At 40.9% G+C, this 14,713-nt stretch carries 13 protein-coding genes and 1 pseudogene; 11 read left to right on the top strand and 3 right to left on the bottom strand.

What is annotated here, in order from left to right:
- The first annotated feature begins 105 nt into the window (after positions 1-105).
- Positions 106-1,812: a D-lactate dehydrogenase gene (gene dld / locus AC2117_RS18355; protein WP_197730951.1), complete on the top strand. Its 1,707-nt coding sequence runs from the start codon at positions 106-108 to the stop codon at positions 1,810-1,812.
- A gap of 50 nt (positions 1,813-1,862) precedes the next feature.
- Here the strand turns inward: dld and AC2117_RS18350 are convergent, their stop codons facing one another.
- Complete coding sequence (locus AC2117_RS18350) at positions 1,863-3,077, bottom strand: aromatic amino acid transaminase (RefSeq protein WP_133975978.1); 1,215 nt, start codon at positions 3,075-3,077, stop codon at positions 1,863-1,865.
- A 515-nt stretch (positions 3,078-3,592) separates the two neighbouring features.
- On the opposite strand from AC2117_RS18350, the gene AC2117_RS18345 reads away from it, so the two are divergent.
- From AC2117_RS18345 to AC2117_RS18310, 8 genes and pseudogenes are all read left to right on the top strand, one after another.
- On the top strand, positions 3,593-4,303 hold the full coding sequence (locus tag AC2117_RS18345) for a GntR family transcriptional regulator (RefSeq protein WP_003655709.1): 711 nt from the start codon (positions 3,593-3,595) through the stop codon (positions 4,301-4,303).
- Positions 4,296-5,180 carry a methylisocitrate lyase gene (gene prpB / locus AC2117_RS18340; RefSeq protein WP_042898382.1) on the top strand — a complete coding sequence of 295 codons (885 nt, stop codon included), beginning with the start codon at positions 4,296-4,298 and terminating at the stop codon, positions 5,178-5,180. The genes AC2117_RS18345 and prpB overlap by 8 nt, the downstream gene beginning before the upstream one ends.
- Before the next feature lie 68 nt (positions 5,181-5,248).
- Complete coding sequence (prpC, locus tag AC2117_RS18335; protein WP_133975976.1) at positions 5,249-6,406, top strand: 2-methylcitrate synthase; 1,158 nt, start codon at positions 5,249-5,251, stop codon at positions 6,404-6,406.
- Positions 6,406-9,012: a Fe/S-dependent 2-methylisocitrate dehydratase AcnD gene (acnD, locus tag AC2117_RS18330; RefSeq protein WP_133975974.1), complete on the top strand. Its 2,607-nt coding sequence runs from the start codon at positions 6,406-6,408 to the stop codon at positions 9,010-9,012. The genes prpC and acnD overlap by 1 nt, the downstream gene beginning before the upstream one ends.
- Positions 9,013-9,229: 217 nt before the next feature.
- Complete coding sequence (locus AC2117_RS18325) at positions 9,230-9,745, top strand: hypothetical protein (RefSeq protein ID WP_133975973.1); 516 nt, start codon at positions 9,230-9,232, stop codon at positions 9,743-9,745.
- Positions 9,746-10,067: 322 nt separating this feature from the next.
- Positions 10,068-10,202 carry a zinc ribbon-containing protein gene (locus tag AC2117_RS18960; protein WP_004640417.1) on the top strand — a complete coding sequence of 45 codons (135 nt, stop codon included), beginning with the start codon at positions 10,068-10,070 and terminating at the stop codon, positions 10,200-10,202.
- A gap of 120 nt (positions 10,203-10,322) precedes the next feature.
- On the top strand, positions 10,323-10,898 hold the full coding sequence (locus AC2117_RS18315; RefSeq protein WP_133975971.1) for a DUF4126 domain-containing protein: 576 nt from the start codon (positions 10,323-10,325) through the stop codon (positions 10,896-10,898).
- Positions 10,899-11,164: 266 nt separating this feature from the next.
- A pseudogene (locus tag AC2117_RS18310) lies at positions 11,165-11,666 on the top strand (NUDIX hydrolase).
- A 250-nt stretch (positions 11,667-11,916) separates the two neighbouring features.
- Here the strand turns inward: AC2117_RS18310 and AC2117_RS18305 are convergent.
- Together AC2117_RS18305 and AC2117_RS18300 are read right to left on the bottom strand one after the other, a co-directional pair.
- The gene (locus tag AC2117_RS18305; RefSeq protein WP_133975968.1) at positions 11,917-12,258 is read right to left on the bottom strand and encodes a hypothetical protein; all 342 of its coding nucleotides are present in this window, start codon (positions 12,256-12,258) and stop codon (positions 11,917-11,919) included.
- Positions 12,259-12,479: 221 nt separating this feature from the next.
- Positions 12,480-12,764 carry a hypothetical protein gene (locus AC2117_RS18300; protein ID WP_133975966.1) on the bottom strand — a complete coding sequence of 95 codons (285 nt, stop codon included), beginning with the start codon at positions 12,762-12,764 and terminating at the stop codon, positions 12,480-12,482.
- A 409-nt stretch (positions 12,765-13,173) separates the two neighbouring features.
- On the opposite strand from AC2117_RS18300, the gene AC2117_RS18295 reads away from it, so the two are divergent.
- Together AC2117_RS18295 and AC2117_RS18290 are read left to right on the top strand one after the other, a co-directional pair.
- On the top strand, positions 13,174-13,683 hold the full coding sequence (locus AC2117_RS18295; RefSeq protein ID WP_133972402.1) for a helix-turn-helix domain-containing protein: 510 nt from the start codon (positions 13,174-13,176) through the stop codon (positions 13,681-13,683).
- 5 nt (positions 13,684-13,688) lie between these two features.
- Complete coding sequence (locus tag AC2117_RS18290; protein ID WP_227549250.1) at positions 13,689-14,558, top strand: IS3 family transposase; 870 nt, start codon at positions 13,689-13,691, stop codon at positions 14,556-14,558.
- The last annotated feature ends 155 nt before the right edge of the window (positions 14,559-14,713 follow it).

Here is a 14,713-nt window from a genome sequence, read left to right as displayed (position 1 = left end):
GCTGATTCGAATTAGAGAATGAGCTAATTAAATTATAAATTACAAACGGTAAGACGCCGTCGTGTTGGTCTAATTTGATAAATGGATGACCAAAAGGAAACCATCATGCAAACATTTTCTCCTCAAGCAGTGATTGAACGTTTACAGAATATTGTAGGGCGTTCGCATGTTCTGACCGATGATCAAAGCACACGTCAGTACCGTCAAGGTCGTCGTTTTGGCGAGGGGAAAGTACTGGCTGTGGTGGTGCCAGGAACATTGCTAGAGCAATGGCAAGTGTTACAAGCTGCAATTGATGCAGATTGTGTGGTGATTATGCAGGCGGCGAATACGGGGCTCACTGGTGGTTCGACGCCATATGGCGATGACTATGACCGTCCTGTTTTGGTCATGAGTACGCGCCGATTAAAGGGCATTCAAGTGATTCAGGACGGTAAGCAAGTGATTTGTTTACCGGGTGCGACTTTAGACAATTTAGAGCAAATTTTAAAAGGTTATGACCGTGAACCGCATTCGGTGATTGGCTCATCATGTATTGGCGCATCAGTACTCGGCGGTGTGTGTAACAACTCTGGCGGCGCATTGGTACGTCGTGGTCCTGCATATACTGAACTAGCGTTATATGCTCAAGTGAATGCTGCTGGTCAATTAGAACTGGTGAATCATTTAGGTGTGAATTTAGGCTCAACACCCGAAGAAATTTTGACGCGTTTAGAGAAACAGCAATATCAAGCTGTAGATGTTTTAGATGATGGTGAAAAGCAGGCCTCGGACCATCGTTATGCACATGATGTGACTCAAGTCGATGAAGATTCACCAGCACGTTTTAATGCTGACCCGTCACGTTTGTTTGAAGTATCTGGTTCAGCAGGTAAAGTCTGTGTGTTTGCTGTACGCCTTGATACTTATGAAAAAGTAGAGAGCAATGTCTTTTATATTGGTAGTAATGATGCTGACGATTTAACAGCGTTACGTCGTTACTTACTTACCTCGTTGCCAAGCCTACCGATCGCAGGTGAATATATTCACCGCGATGCTTATCTGATTGGTGAAAAGTACGGAAAAGACACTTTTTTGTTTATTGAAAAGTTCGGCACAGCCAATGTTCCAAAAGCCTTCGCCATGAAAGATAAAGTCGATGGCTTTTTAGAAAGATTTAAAATTAAAGGCTTAACTGATCATGTTTTACAGGCCATTACTTTCTTTTTACCAAGCCATTTGCCTAAGCGTATGACGGAATATCGAGACCGTTATGAGCATCATTTAGTCTTACGCGTTGAAAATAATTCGAAAACACAGACTGAGCAATTTTTAAAAGAATATTTTGCAGTGCATCCGTCAGGTAGCTATTTCGTATGTAGCGAAGAGGAAGGGCGAAAGGCTTTCTTACACCGCTTTGCAATTGCGGGAGCTGCAATTCGTTATCGCGATACACACCGTAGTGAAGTTGAAGATATTGTCGCGCTTGATATTGCGTTACGTCGTAATGACCGTGAATGGGTAGAGCAACTGCCAGCCGAGATGGAAAAGAACATCCTCCATAAACTCTATTATGGACATTTCTTTTGTCATGTTTTCCATCAGGACTATATTCTCAAAAAGGGTAATGATCCATTAGAAATGGAACACCAAATGTGGAAACTGCTTGATGCACGCCGTGCTGAGTACCCAGCAGAGCATAATGTTGGGCATCTTTACATTGCTAAACCTGCTTTAGCGAACTTTTACCAAAAACTCGACCCAACCAATAGCTTTAATGTGGGTATTGGACACACATCAAAACTGAAGTATTGGGGCAAAAGGAAATTCTAATATCGATATATAAAAAAAGGCGCCGAAGCGCCTTTTCTTTTAAAGCTGTTTTATGCTGCTGCTGTTGATTTAGCAAGCACTTCAGCAACTGCTTTTGCAACGGTGTAAACATTGTTCATGTTTAAACCTGCCACACAAATACGACCACTACGTACTAAGTAGATTGCATATTCTTCACGCAAGATATCAACTTGCTCAGCAGTTAAACCTGTGTAGCTAAACATACCTTTTTGGTTTACAAGGTAGCTAAAGTCAAGCTCTGGTAATGCTTTAGTGAGTTCGTCTTTTAAGATGCTACGCATTTTGATAATACGCTCACGCATCTCTTTCACTTCACCTTGCCATTGTTGGTTAAGTTCAGCGTCATTTAACACTTCATCAACTAACCAAGCACCTGTTGTAGGAGGGCTAGAATAAATACGGCGTACAGTCGCTTTTAACTGACCGAATGTGCACTGAGCAGCTTCTGCATCGTCACATACGAAAGTTAAGCCGCCAACACGCTCGCCATATAAAGAGAAGATTTTAGAGAACGAGTTGCTCACAATGAAGTTTAAACCCGCTTGGTCTAAAGCACGGATAGCATACGCATCTTCTTCCATACCATCGCCAAAACCTTGGTAAGCGATGTCTAGGAATGGAATAAGGTTACGATCTTTTAATACCGCAATCACTTGATCCCATTGCGCTGGGTTTAGGTCAGCACCCGTTGGGTTGTGGCAGCATGGGTGCAACAACACAATGCTTTGCTCAGACAACGTTTTAAGCGTAGACAACATGCCGTCAAAATCTACACCACGAGTTTCGTTATCGAAATATGGGTAGAAATGAGTCTTAATGCCAGCGCCATTAAAAATTGCAACGTGGTTATCCCAAGTTGGTTGGCTTACCCAAACGTCTGAATTTGGGAAATAGGTTTTTAAGAAGTCAGCACCAACTTTCAATGCACCTGAACCACCAAGCGTTTGGATGGTTACAGCACGGCCAGCTTTAACTGCTGGGCTGTTTGCACCAAATAAAAGTGCTTGAATTGCTTCACGGTAAGGTTTGAAGCCTTCCATTGGCAAATAAAGTTTGGTTTTACCGTTCTTAGGCTCAATACGCTTTTGCGCCTCGATAATGGTCTCTAACTGAGGAACAATACTGTCTTCGTTATAGTAAAGACCAATACTCAAGTTTACTTTTTCAGAACGAGTATCAGCATTGAACTGTTCCATTAAAGATAAAATTGGGTCGCCTGCGTATGGGGGGATATGTTGAAACATCAAAAAAGTCCTTTCATTCAACAATATGCATAGAGTTAAGCTTTTTCTGTCTCGAAAAATGCATTACTTCTATGTCGATGCTCAATAATGTATCAATAAAGCTACCGTGAAGCACCTGATAATTTCATTAATATTGATATTTTCTGGCAAATAAATAATAAAAACGGATTAAATGAAATTACGGTAAATAGATACTAATTTATCCATAAAAATCGTATTCAATCGGATTTTCTACAATCTTGCTGTCATACATGGGTTGTAGACTAAAGTTTGAAGGGACAAATATCTCTATTTAATCTAGATATAAATCTCTTCCGTATTTATGAAAATATGTAAATAACCATTTGTTTTATAAGTATTAACAAGGAGAAGTGAGATAATCTGAATTTATGGCAAATAAAGTACTTTATTGAGCACAATTGACCTAGTGCGTTCTCTAAAGTGTCAACAATCACCTTGATTTTTTTCAGTCATAACGCTATAAAAGCCATAATTGATTAAAAATTGTCGACAATATGCAAGATTTGACCTTCGCACCAGAGCCTCTACAAAGTCAGGGTAGAACACTGACCGAGAATGTATTTAAACAAATACAGACGGCTATTGTTTTGGGTCAAATTCCGGCAGGTAGCAAAATATCTGAACCTGAACTGGCACGGACTTATGGCATTAGCCGTGGACCTTTGCGTGAAGCAATTCATCGTCTTGAAGGTCAAAAATTAGTTGAGCGCACTGCACATGTGGGTGCGCGTGTGGTTTCGCTATCGCTGCAACAGTTTAAAGAGCTTTACCAGATTCGTGCGTCTTTAGAAGGTTTGGCTTGTAAACTTGCTGCACAGCATATTGATAAAAAGCAAATTTTGGCGCTACGCGATGTATTGCGTATGCATGCTGAAGATGAAAATTTTAAAGCAGGTAAAGGATATTACTTGCAAGAAGGGCAGGACGATTTTCACTACTGCATTATTAAAAGTAGTGGCAATAAAACCCTAGAAAAAATGTTGTGTGATGAGCTTTATCACCTCATCCGTATGTACCGAATTCAGTTTTCAAACACACCTGATCGACCGAGCAAAGCTTGGGACGAACATATCCGTATTTTAGATGCAATTGCAGAAGGCGATGGTGAACTTGCCGAGCTGCTCATGCATCGACATATCAATGCTTCTTACAAAATTATTGAGCAAACACTGCTACAAGCACAAGGAGAACATAACAATGGCTAAACAATCCGCAGGTCAGCTATTTCGCGAAGCCGTAGCCCAAGAAAAGCCATTACAAGTGGTTGGAACTATTAATGCCAATCATGCACTTTTGGCAAAACGTGCAGGTTATAAAGCGATTTACTTATCAGGTGGTGGTGTAGCAGCTGGTTCTTTAGGCTTGCCTGATTTAGGAATCAGTAACCTTGACGATGTGTTGACAGATGTACGCCGTATTACCGATGTATGCGATCTTCCATTATTGGTCGATGCGGACACAGGTTTTGGTGCTTCTGCATTTAACATTGCGCGTACCACAAAAGCACTCATCAAGTTTGGTGCTGCGGCAATGCATATTGAAGACCAAGTGGGCGCAAAACGTTGTGGTCACCGTCCGAACAAAGCCATTGTGACTCAAGAAGAAATGGTTGACCGTATTAAAGCTGCGGTTGATGCGCGTGGTGATGACAGCTTCGTGATTATGGCCCGTACTGATGCATTGGCTGTAGATGGTTTACAAGCTGCAATTGACCGTGCGGGTGCTTACATTGAAGCTGGTGCTGACATGTTGTTCCCTGAAGCAATTACCGAGCTTGATATGTATAAGCAATTTGCTCAAACAACTGGCGCACCAATTTTGGCAAACATTACCGAGTTTGGTTCTACACCACTGTTTACCACTGAAGAGTTAGCATCTGCAGATGTAAGCCTTGCACTTTATCCACTTTCTGCTTTCCGTGCTATGAACAAAGCTGCCGAAACTGTGTATGAAACCTTGCGTAAAGAAGGCACGCAAAAGAACGTGGTTGATATTATGCAAACGCGTAAAGAGTTATATGAACGCATTAATTACTATGCGTTTGAAGACTACTTAGACAACGCATTTGCTAAAAAGAAATAAGAAGTGAAAACGGTACGAATCCGTCGTGTTTAATAAATAAATTCAGATAGATAGGAAAGGACAATCTTATGAGCTCAAATGAAACAACAACAGGCTTCAAACCAAAAAAATCAGTTGCACTGAGTGGACAAGTTGCAGGCAACACAGCACTTTGTACCGTAGGACGTAGCGGTAACGACTTGCACTATCGTGGCTATGACATTCTTGACCTTGCAGCCGGCAGCCAGTTTGAAGAAGTTGCTCACTTGCTCGTACATGGCAAATTACCAAACAAAGCTGAACTCAAAGCGTATAAAGCAAAATTAAAAGCACTACGTGGCTTACCAGCAGCACTTAAAACTGCACTTGAACAATTACCACCATCTGCACACCCAATGGATGTGATGCGCACAGGTGTTTCAGTTCTAGGGTGTTTAACGCCAGAACACGAAGACCACAACGAAGCTGGCGCAAAAGACATTGCCGACAAATTAATGGCAAGTCTAGGTTCAATGTTGTTGTATTGGTATCACTTCAGCAACAACGGTCGTCGCATTGAAGTTGAAACGGATGACGACTCAATTGCAGCGCATTTCTTGCACTTACTTCATGGTGAAAAACCATCTGAAGAATGGATTCAAGCAATGCATACATCACTCATTTTGTATGCTGAACACGAGTTCAACGCATCTACCTTTACGTCACGTGTGGTTGCAGGTACAGGTTCTGACATGTACTCGGCAATTACAGGTGGTATTGGTGCACTTCGCGGACCTAAACACGGTGGTGCAAACGAAGTTGCATTCGTAATTCAACAACGTTACGACAACGCAGACGAAGCAGAAGCTGATATTCGTAAACGTGTTGAAAATAAAGAAGTGGTGATCGGTTTTGGTCACCCTGTATATACAGTTTCTGACCCACGTAACGAAGTGATCAAGAAAGTTGCGCATGAGTTGGCAAAAGCACAAGAGAACATCAAAATGTACTTAATCGCTGAGCGTTTAGAAGCAGTGATGAAAGAAGTGAAAAACATGTTCCCGAACCTCGACTGGTTCAGTGCGGTGAGTTATCACTTAATGGGTGTTCCAACTGCCATGTTCACCCCATTGTTCGTGATTGCACGTACAGCAGGTTGGTCAGCTCACGTGATTGAACAACGCCAAGACGGCAAAATCATTCGTCCAAGCGCGAACTACACAGGTCCTGAAAACCTCGAATTTAAACCATTGGCGGAGCGTGGTTAATGAATACAAAATACCGTAAACCGCTGGCAGGTACCCAGCTTGAATATTACGACGTGCGTCAAGCCGTTGAAGATATTCAGCCAGGCGCATACGAAAAACTGCCTTACACGTCTAAAGTACTTGCAGAGCAATTGGTACGTCGTGCCGATGCCGAGAATTTAACTGCCTATTTAACGCAGTTAATTGAACGCCGTCAGGACTTGGACTTTCCTTGGTACCCTGCACGCGTGGTGTGTCATGACATTTTGGGTCAAACTGCTTTGGTTGACCTTGCAGGTTTGCGTGATGCAATTGCTGACAAAGGCGGCGACCCATCTAAAGTCAATCCGGTTGTACCAACACAGCTCATTGTTGACCACTCTTTAGCAGTGGAATTCGGTGGTGCAGACCCAGACGCTTTTGAAAAAAACCGTGCTGTTGAAGACCGTCGTAACGAAGACCGTTTCCACTTTATTGAGTGGACCAAAACTGCATTTAAAAATGTCGATGTAATCCCTGCGGGGAACGGCATCATGCACCAGATTAACCTAGAGAAAATGTCTCCGGTGATCCAGGCGCGTGATGGCGTGGCATATCCAGACACATGCGTAGGTACAGATTCACACACTCCACATACAGATGCTTTGGGCGTAATTTCTGTGGGTGTAGGTGGTTTAGAAGCTGAAAACGTGATGTTGGGCCGTGCATCTTGGATGCGTCTGCCAGACATTATTGGTGTTGAGTTTATAGGTCAGCGTCAGGCTGGCATTACCGCAACAGATATCGTACTTGCTCTAACTGAATTCTTGCGTAAAGAACGTGTGGTTGGTGCATACCTCGAGTTCTTTGGTGAAGGTGCTGACAGCATGTCTGTGGGTGACCGTGCAACCATTTCGAACATGACACCAGAATATGGCGCTACGGCTGCGATGTTCTACATCGACCAAAACACGATTGACTACTTACGCCTAACAGGTCGTGAAGATGCTCAAGTGGCATTGGTTGAACAGTACGCAAAAGAAATCGGCCTTTGGGCAACTGACATGACCAAAGCAGAGTACCCACGCGTACTACGTTTTGATCTATCAAAAGTAACACGTAACATTGCTGGTCCATCAAACCCACATGCACGTGTTTCAACTGCGGACCTAAAAGAAAAAGGTATTGCGGGTATTGTTGAAAACCGTTCTGACGGCTTAATGCCTGATGGCGCAATCATTATTGCCGCAATTACTTCATGTACTAACACTTCTAACCCGCGTAACACCGTGGCGGCAGGTTTGTTGGCACGTAAGGCAAATGAGCTAGGTTTAGTTCGTAAACCTTGGGTTAAATCATCATTTGCACCGGGTTCAAAAGCGGCTGCACTTTACCTTGAAGAAGCGGGAGTTCTAAAAGACTTAGAACAACTTGGTTTTGGTATTGTGGCTTATGCTTGTACGACTTGTAACGGCATGTCGGGTGCGTTAGATCCAGTCATCCAACAAGAAATTATTGACCGTGACTTGTACGCAACAGCAGTACTGTCTGGTAACCGTAACTTCGATGGCCGTATCCATCCATATGCAAAACAAGCGTTCTTGGCATCACCACCACTAGTTGTGGCGTATGCAATTGCAGGTACGATTCGTTTTGACATCGAAAAAGATGCTTTGGGTCACGATAAAGACGGTAACCCGATTTACCTGAAAGACATTTGGCCATCTGACGCTGAAATTGATGCATTAGTAAAAGAAGCTGTGAAGCCTGAACAGTTCCGTAAAGTCTACATTCCAATGTTTGACTTAGGCGTAACCGTAGAGGCCGAAAGTCCGCTTTACGACTGGCGTCCACAAAGTACTTACATCCGCCGTCCACCATATTGGGAAGGGGCGTTGGCTGCACCACGTACTTTAGCGAACATGCGTCCGCTTGCGATTTTGGGTGATAACATCACCACCGACCATTTATCGCCTTCAAACGCGATTTTGATGGACTCGGCTGCGGGTGAATATCTTCATAAAATGGGTCTACCAGAAGAAGACTTCAACTCATATGCAACGCATCGTGGTGACCATTTGACTGCACAACGTGCAACATTTGCTAACCCGAAACTCTATAACGAAATGGTGGTCCGTTCAGACGGTACGATCAAGCAAGGTTCAAAAGCGCGTGTAGAGCCAGAAGGCGAAGTGATGCGTATGTGGGAAGCAATTGAAACCTACATGAACCGTAAACAGCCATTAATTATTGTTGCAGGTGCGGACTACGGTCAGGGTTCAAGCCGTGACTGGGCTGCAAAAGGTGTACGTCTTGCGGGTGTTGAAGCGATTGTGGCAGAAGGTTTTGAGCGTATTCACCGTACTAACTTGGTGGGTATGGGCGTGTTACCGCTTGAGTTTAAACCGGGTGTAAACCGCAAGACTTTGAAGTTAGATGGTACAGAGCTTTATAGCGTGATTGGTAATATTGCGCCGCGTTCGACTTTAACTTTAGTGATTGAACGTGCCACAGCGGATGGTAAAGAAGAGATTGTTGAAGTGCCTGTGACTTGCCGTTTAGATACAGAAGAAGAAGTTTCTGTATATGAAGCGGGTGGTGTATTACAGCGTTTTGCGCAAGACTTTTTAGAAGGCCAAGTGGCTTAATATTGAGTTAAAAATAATTGATATGGTTTTAAAAGCCCCGCTTTAGAGTGGGGTTTTTATTTACTTACGCATAGCTAATTAATTATAAAAAAATGACTGCATATATTATATTTTTTAAAATTATTTTATTTTGTCATCAAATTCTCTTTAACTTACATTAAGATACGCGGCGCTTACACTTAAATATAAATCACAATAGATTTCTTGGAAAATATCAATGCGTAACTTATTCATTATTTCAATTTGCTCACTTATATTAACTGCTTGTGGGACTATGCCGTATGTCAGTACAGAATATCCTCTGCGTGCAGGTTTAATTCAACCTGTGAAGGTCGTTGGCAAGGGTGATGTGACCAATGCTCAAACTTCAGATGAACGAGTGATTGTATATTCTTATATGGGCACAAAACTGGACTCTAGTATTAAGTCTATTACAGAAACGATGGTACAACAGACTCAAAAGGAACTATTAAAAAATGGTCAACCTGTTGATGGGAATGGATCGAAATCGATTGCGATTAAAGTAAATTCATTACGTAGTACCTACACCAATCTGCTTTTCTGGCGCAGTAAAATTAAATTCGAAGCGACTTTAGGAAATGGACAAACTATTCCATTTACCGTTCCTCATACGAGTGGTGTGTTAGTACAAGATTTAAATGGGTGTATTGCAGAAGGGGTAATGACTTTACTCAATGATGCACGTGTAAGAAGCTATTTAGCAGAAAAATAAGCATATAAAAAAAGCCCGACATCCTGTCGGGCCTTTTCGTATTTGGTTGCTAGATATGACTCCTGTCGTATCTCACGCTCCTAGTGCATGAACCTATTATTGTTGTTTTATGTTCTGGAACATCCTGTTCCTGTATGAACTCATCATAGGAAAAAAGCGGGAAGTCGCCAATCCGCAAAATCCCTAAAAGTTTGTAAGATAAATCGTACAAATAACATTTTTTGCATTTATGCCATCATCATCGGGCGAAATGGACAATTGACAATCACTCGAACTGGGTTATATTCCTGTTTAATATCTATACGATTATAGGAACACAATCATGGTAACAGCTGGCGAAAAACCCGGAACAGGCTTCTATTTCTGCGCTCAATGTGGCCAGAGAGTGTTTTTAGAAATTAATACAGATCGTTTACCACCGTGCACTAAATGCTATTGCACTGAGTTTAAACGTTAAGAATAAAATAATATTTGCGTTCGCATTTAACAAAAAGCCCTGTCACCCGATGGGGCTTTTTGTTAGTTTAAAATAAGACTTACATAACAAGACCTGTGATGGGCATGAAAAGGAAACCTTATGGAAACAATATTGGGTTTATGTATTGGTGTGGGTCTGAGTGCTGCCTGCGGTTTTCGCGTGTTTGTGCCGCTATTGGTGATGAGCATTGCCACCATGATGGGCTGGTTTGAGCCATCGAAGGGTTTTGAATGGTTAGCTCTGCCATCGGTGTGTTTAGCTTTAGGCGTGGCAACGGTGTGTGAAGTCGCAGCTTATTATATTCCTTGGGTCGATAATGCCTTAGACACAGTCGCAACCCCTGCGGCGATGATCGCAGGTACGTTAGCGACAATGGCGGTTAGTAGTGGGGAAATGTCACAGTTCGCGGGTTGGGCGGCAGCGATTATTGTGGGCGGTGGTACGGCAGGTGTGGTGCAAATGAGTACAGTCGCTGCACGCGGTGTTTCAACTGCAACCACTGGCGGCTTAGGGAATTTTGTCATCGCTACAGGGGAGTGGATTGGAGCCATCTTACTTTCGGTTTCAGCTTTGCTAGTTCCCGCGCTTGTTGCAGTTGTGGTGGTTATTGCTGTTCTTTTGGTAATACGTTGGATACGTCATAAAAAGCAAGAACAGGCACATAGCCTGTTATAGGTTAGGTTCAATATCATTTTTAAATGACCATAAAAAAAGCCCAACATCCTGTTGGGCTTTTTCGTATTTGGTTGCTAGATATGACTCCTGTCGTATCTCACGCTCCTAGTGCATGAACCTATGATTGTTGTTTTGTGTTCCGGAACATCCTGTTCCTGTATGAACTCATCATAGGAAAAAAGCGGGGTGCAGCCAATCCGCAAAATCCCTAAAAGTTTGTAGGTTAAAACGTACATTGAGAAATAATTTAACTTTTCAAAGCGAATATGAATAATAGCCACCTTGTTACTTCAAGAAAAAAATCAAATGCGTATTAGAAAATCTTCAAGATTATTAGTGATTAATGAAAATCATCAAATTTTATTATTTCAATTTACTCATACAAATGATGCTTTGGCTGGTCAATCACATTGGGCAACGGTCGGTGGAGGGGTTGAAGAAGAGGAAACCTTCGAGCAAGCAGCTTGCCGAGAGCTTTATGAAGAGTTAGGCGTAGTACGACAAAATGTAGACACGCATGTTGCAATACGCAATTTTGAAATGATGTTGCCGAGTGCGGAAGTTGTGATGTCTAATGAAAGACTCTTTATTGTTTTTATTAAAAATGCAGAAGTGAATACGTCAAACTGGTCAGAACATGAAAAGCTTGTGATTAGTAAAAGTCGTTGGTGGACATTTGATGAATTAAGTCAAACAGACGAGATTGTTTATCCAAATAATATTCCTAATATTCTTGTAGATAGCTTGCCTGAGATTTTCAAACTCTAAAATTTTCTTAATATTCAGATATAAAAAAGCCCGACATCCTGTCGAGCTTTTTCGTATTTGGTTGCTAGATATGACTCCTGTCGTATCTCACGCTCCTAGTGCATGAACCTATTATTGTAGTTTTGTGTTCCGGAACATCCTGTTCCTGTATGAACTCATCATAGGAAAAAAGCGGGGTGCAGCCAATCCGCAAAATCCCTAAAAGTTTGTAGGTTAAAACGTACAAAACAATATGAACGTATGATTATTCTTATATAAAAGGATTTTCACTTTCCCAAGGCTTGCTGCTAAAAATGATCTGGCCATTTTCAACACAGAGGATCCACGTATAGAAGTACTCTTCTCCTAACCCTCGACATTCAAAATTTGCATTTGGAAATAGGGCGGTAATTTTTTCTATGAGTTCTAGGCAATAAACGGAATCAATACGAAGACCTGCATGACCATTAGTAAAGGCTTCTACTAAATCACCATAAACATCTTCGTGGATTGAATCCTCCGTTAATATTTCTAGAATTTTTTGCTTTTCAGTAGATAAATCAATCGTGTCAAAATCTGTATAACGGACTTGTAGTTCTGTATAAAAACTCATTTTTATTAGCTCTATGATATTAATGATAAAAAATACTACTTATTAAACATGACTTTATCGTTAAAAACGAGCTGAGTATAGAAATATCTAAACTATAAGAGTTCAAATTTCTTAAAAATATTCTTCTTTAGGCCCCCGTGCCACAACAGACTTTAATCTTTTGCGCTGATTTAAAGTAAGAAACCATTGCAACACAGAGATAAAGGGGCTAAGCCAAATGCTTAGCCCATACTACTTTTGTCACACCGCTGCATGACGCTGAAAAAAGTAGGGGCAAAGTCCTGTGGGAGAACAGGACTTTGCAAACTGACATGTTCTAGGCGTTGCATGAGCTTAGGGGAGTAAGCTTGTTCAAGTCGCTGATAAATACAGTCACAACTGGCTTGGGTGTGTCCACCTGACAGGCAAATTTTTTCAAAATCCTGTTGGGTGTGTAAGTTACAGCCCGAAATACCCAAGCTACCTAGAATGAAACTTAAAGCCATAATAGGTTTATAAATTGTCATATTATTCTCATAAAGATTTATATCTATGAGTAGAATAAAAATATAATAAATTTAAATATTAAAATAATTTTTAGGTAATAATTAATCCTCCCATAAACACAGGAAAATAAAATAATTTAAGTTTTAAAATAAAAAATACTTTGTAAATTTAAAAAATTAGGCAATAGAAAACCCAAATTTTAAATAAATAAAATGATTAAATTGGATAGGGAATAAATTTGAAAAGTGTCATGGTCAACTCCTTAAAAATGGAGTCCTACCACCAGATCACCGTCAATTGATTATGGTGGTAGAACGAAAGAGGGTTGACAGACTGGAAACAAAGGAACCAGCACACACAAAGGTGTCCCCCTTCCGCCCTGAACTGCACCCCATAAGTTAGACTCTTTAAACTTATAAGGTGTGTCCTATGCCAGTTCCAAAGCATTCAAAAGAGTTAAAACTAAAAGTAATTCAGGCTTATTTAGATGGGAGTAAAGGCTATAAAATTCTTTCCAAAGAGTTTAATGTAGATCTCCAAACCATCCGGTTATGGATTGAAAACTATAAAGCACATGGTACTGATGGGCTTAATGTTAAAATTAAAAAGACTTATTATTCTCCAGAATTTAAAATCAATGCGATACAAATGCTTCTTGATAAGATACCCGTAAGAGAAGTAAGAAGACGATTAAATCTGAGCGGGACGTCAATTTTAAGAAGATGGTTAGCTCAGTATCATAAAGAAGGGATTGCTGGTTTTAATACTAAACGGACTTATACCAATATGACTAGGCAAGATAAAATCAAAGTAGTTAAGCCAATCAGAGATGATAAAGACAAGTCTCAACAAGAACTCATTGATGAGGTTACAGCTTTGCGCGCAGAGGTCGCTTTCTTAAAAAAGCTAAAAGCCTTAAAACTGAAGCAGCGTACTTAAGTTCAATTTCTACCGCAGACAGTGTTCAGGTTGTTTCAGAATTAAGGCATATCTATCCATTGAAACTATTACTCGGTATCGCGAAGATAGCCCGTAGTACTTATTTCTACCACATGAAAGCTCTACGCTCCAATGATAAATATACTGAGCTAAAACAAAATATTAAGTCGATATATCACAAGCACAAAGGATGTTACGGCTATCGTAGAATTACTCTTGCTTTGAAAAGTGCAGGAATAATGATTAACCATAAATGCGTATATCGCCTCATGAAAACTATGGGACTCAAATCAAGGATCAGAGCACTAAAATATCGCTCATATAAAAGTGGTTGTGTCGGGATGGTGGCTGATAACATTTTACAACGGCAATTTAAAGCAAATCGGCCAAATCAGAAATGGGCAACTGATGTAACGGAATTTAATGTGAATGGTGAAAAACTTTACCTATCCCCAATTATAGATTTATTTAATGGGGAAATTATTACGTTCCGAATCCAACGCAAACTCAATTATGAGTTAGTAAAAGAGATGCTCATTCATGCTTTGGCTAAACTTAAGCGACATGAAAAACCAATTCTCCATTCCGATCAAGGATGGCAATATCAAATGGCCCATTACCAGCAGCAATTAAAGCAACATGGTTTAATTCAGAGTATGTCTCGTAAGGGAAATTGTTTGGATAATGCTGTAATAGAAAGCTTCTTTGGAATATTAAAATCGGAATGCTTTCATGGTGAAAAATTTCAATCAATTGATGAATTAGAGAAAACTGTAAAAGAGTACATTCATTATTATAATCATGAGAGAATCAAGGTGAAGCTACAAGGTTTATCCCCTGTACAATATAGAAATCAGTTTTTAAAAACTGCTTAATTAACTGTCCAACTTTATGGGGTCAGATCACCCTACCATAGAGAAAAAGGGGGCGAACGAGTTCCCGACACACAAAATAAGAATTTTGCACATCGTCTTTGTTATTCGCGGTCTGTCATAACCGACTGGCAATGTAGGCCAGCAACGAGATAATA

It is taken from the genome of Acinetobacter calcoaceticus, from assembly GCF_900520355.1.
Classification (GTDB): Bacteria; Pseudomonadota; Gammaproteobacteria; order Pseudomonadales; family Moraxellaceae; genus Acinetobacter; species Acinetobacter calcoaceticus_C.
Note: the sequence above shows the minus strand (reverse complement) of the source record. Positions and strands in the feature narration are given on the sequence as shown.

Bases quoted from the DNA above. Each gene is read 5' to 3' on its own strand.
- dld (WP_197730951.1), top strand. From the start codon at position 106: ATGCAAACATTTTCTCCTCAAGCAGTGATTGAACGTTTACAGAATATT.
- AC2117_RS18350 (WP_133975978.1), bottom strand. From the start codon at position 3,077: ATGTTTCAACATATCCCCCCATACGCAGGCGACCCAATTTTATCTTTA.
- AC2117_RS18345 (WP_003655709.1), top strand. From the start codon at position 3,593: ATGCAAGATTTGACCTTCGCACCAGAGCCTCTACAAAGTCAGGGTAGA.
- prpB (WP_042898382.1), top strand. From the start codon at position 4,296: ATGGCTAAACAATCCGCAGGTCAGCTATTTCGCGAAGCCGTAGCCCAA.
- prpC (WP_133975976.1), top strand. From the start codon at position 5,249: ATGAGCTCAAATGAAACAACAACAGGCTTCAAACCAAAAAAATCAGTT.
- acnD (WP_133975974.1), top strand. From the start codon at position 6,406: ATGAATACAAAATACCGTAAACCGCTGGCAGGTACCCAGCTTGAATAT.
- AC2117_RS18325 (WP_133975973.1), top strand. From the start codon at position 9,230: ATGCGTAACTTATTCATTATTTCAATTTGCTCACTTATATTAACTGCT.
- AC2117_RS18960 (WP_004640417.1), top strand. From the start codon at position 10,068: ATGGTAACAGCTGGCGAAAAACCCGGAACAGGCTTCTATTTCTGCGCT.
- AC2117_RS18315 (WP_133975971.1), top strand. From the start codon at position 10,323: ATGGAAACAATATTGGGTTTATGTATTGGTGTGGGTCTGAGTGCTGCC.
- AC2117_RS18305 (WP_133975968.1), bottom strand. From the start codon at position 12,258: ATGAGTTTTTATACAGAACTACAAGTCCGTTATACAGATTTTGACACG.
- AC2117_RS18300 (WP_133975966.1), bottom strand. From the start codon at position 12,764: ATGACAATTTATAAACCTATTATGGCTTTAAGTTTCATTCTAGGTAGC.
- AC2117_RS18295 (WP_133972402.1), top strand. From the start codon at position 13,174: ATGCCAGTTCCAAAGCATTCAAAAGAGTTAAAACTAAAAGTAATTCAG.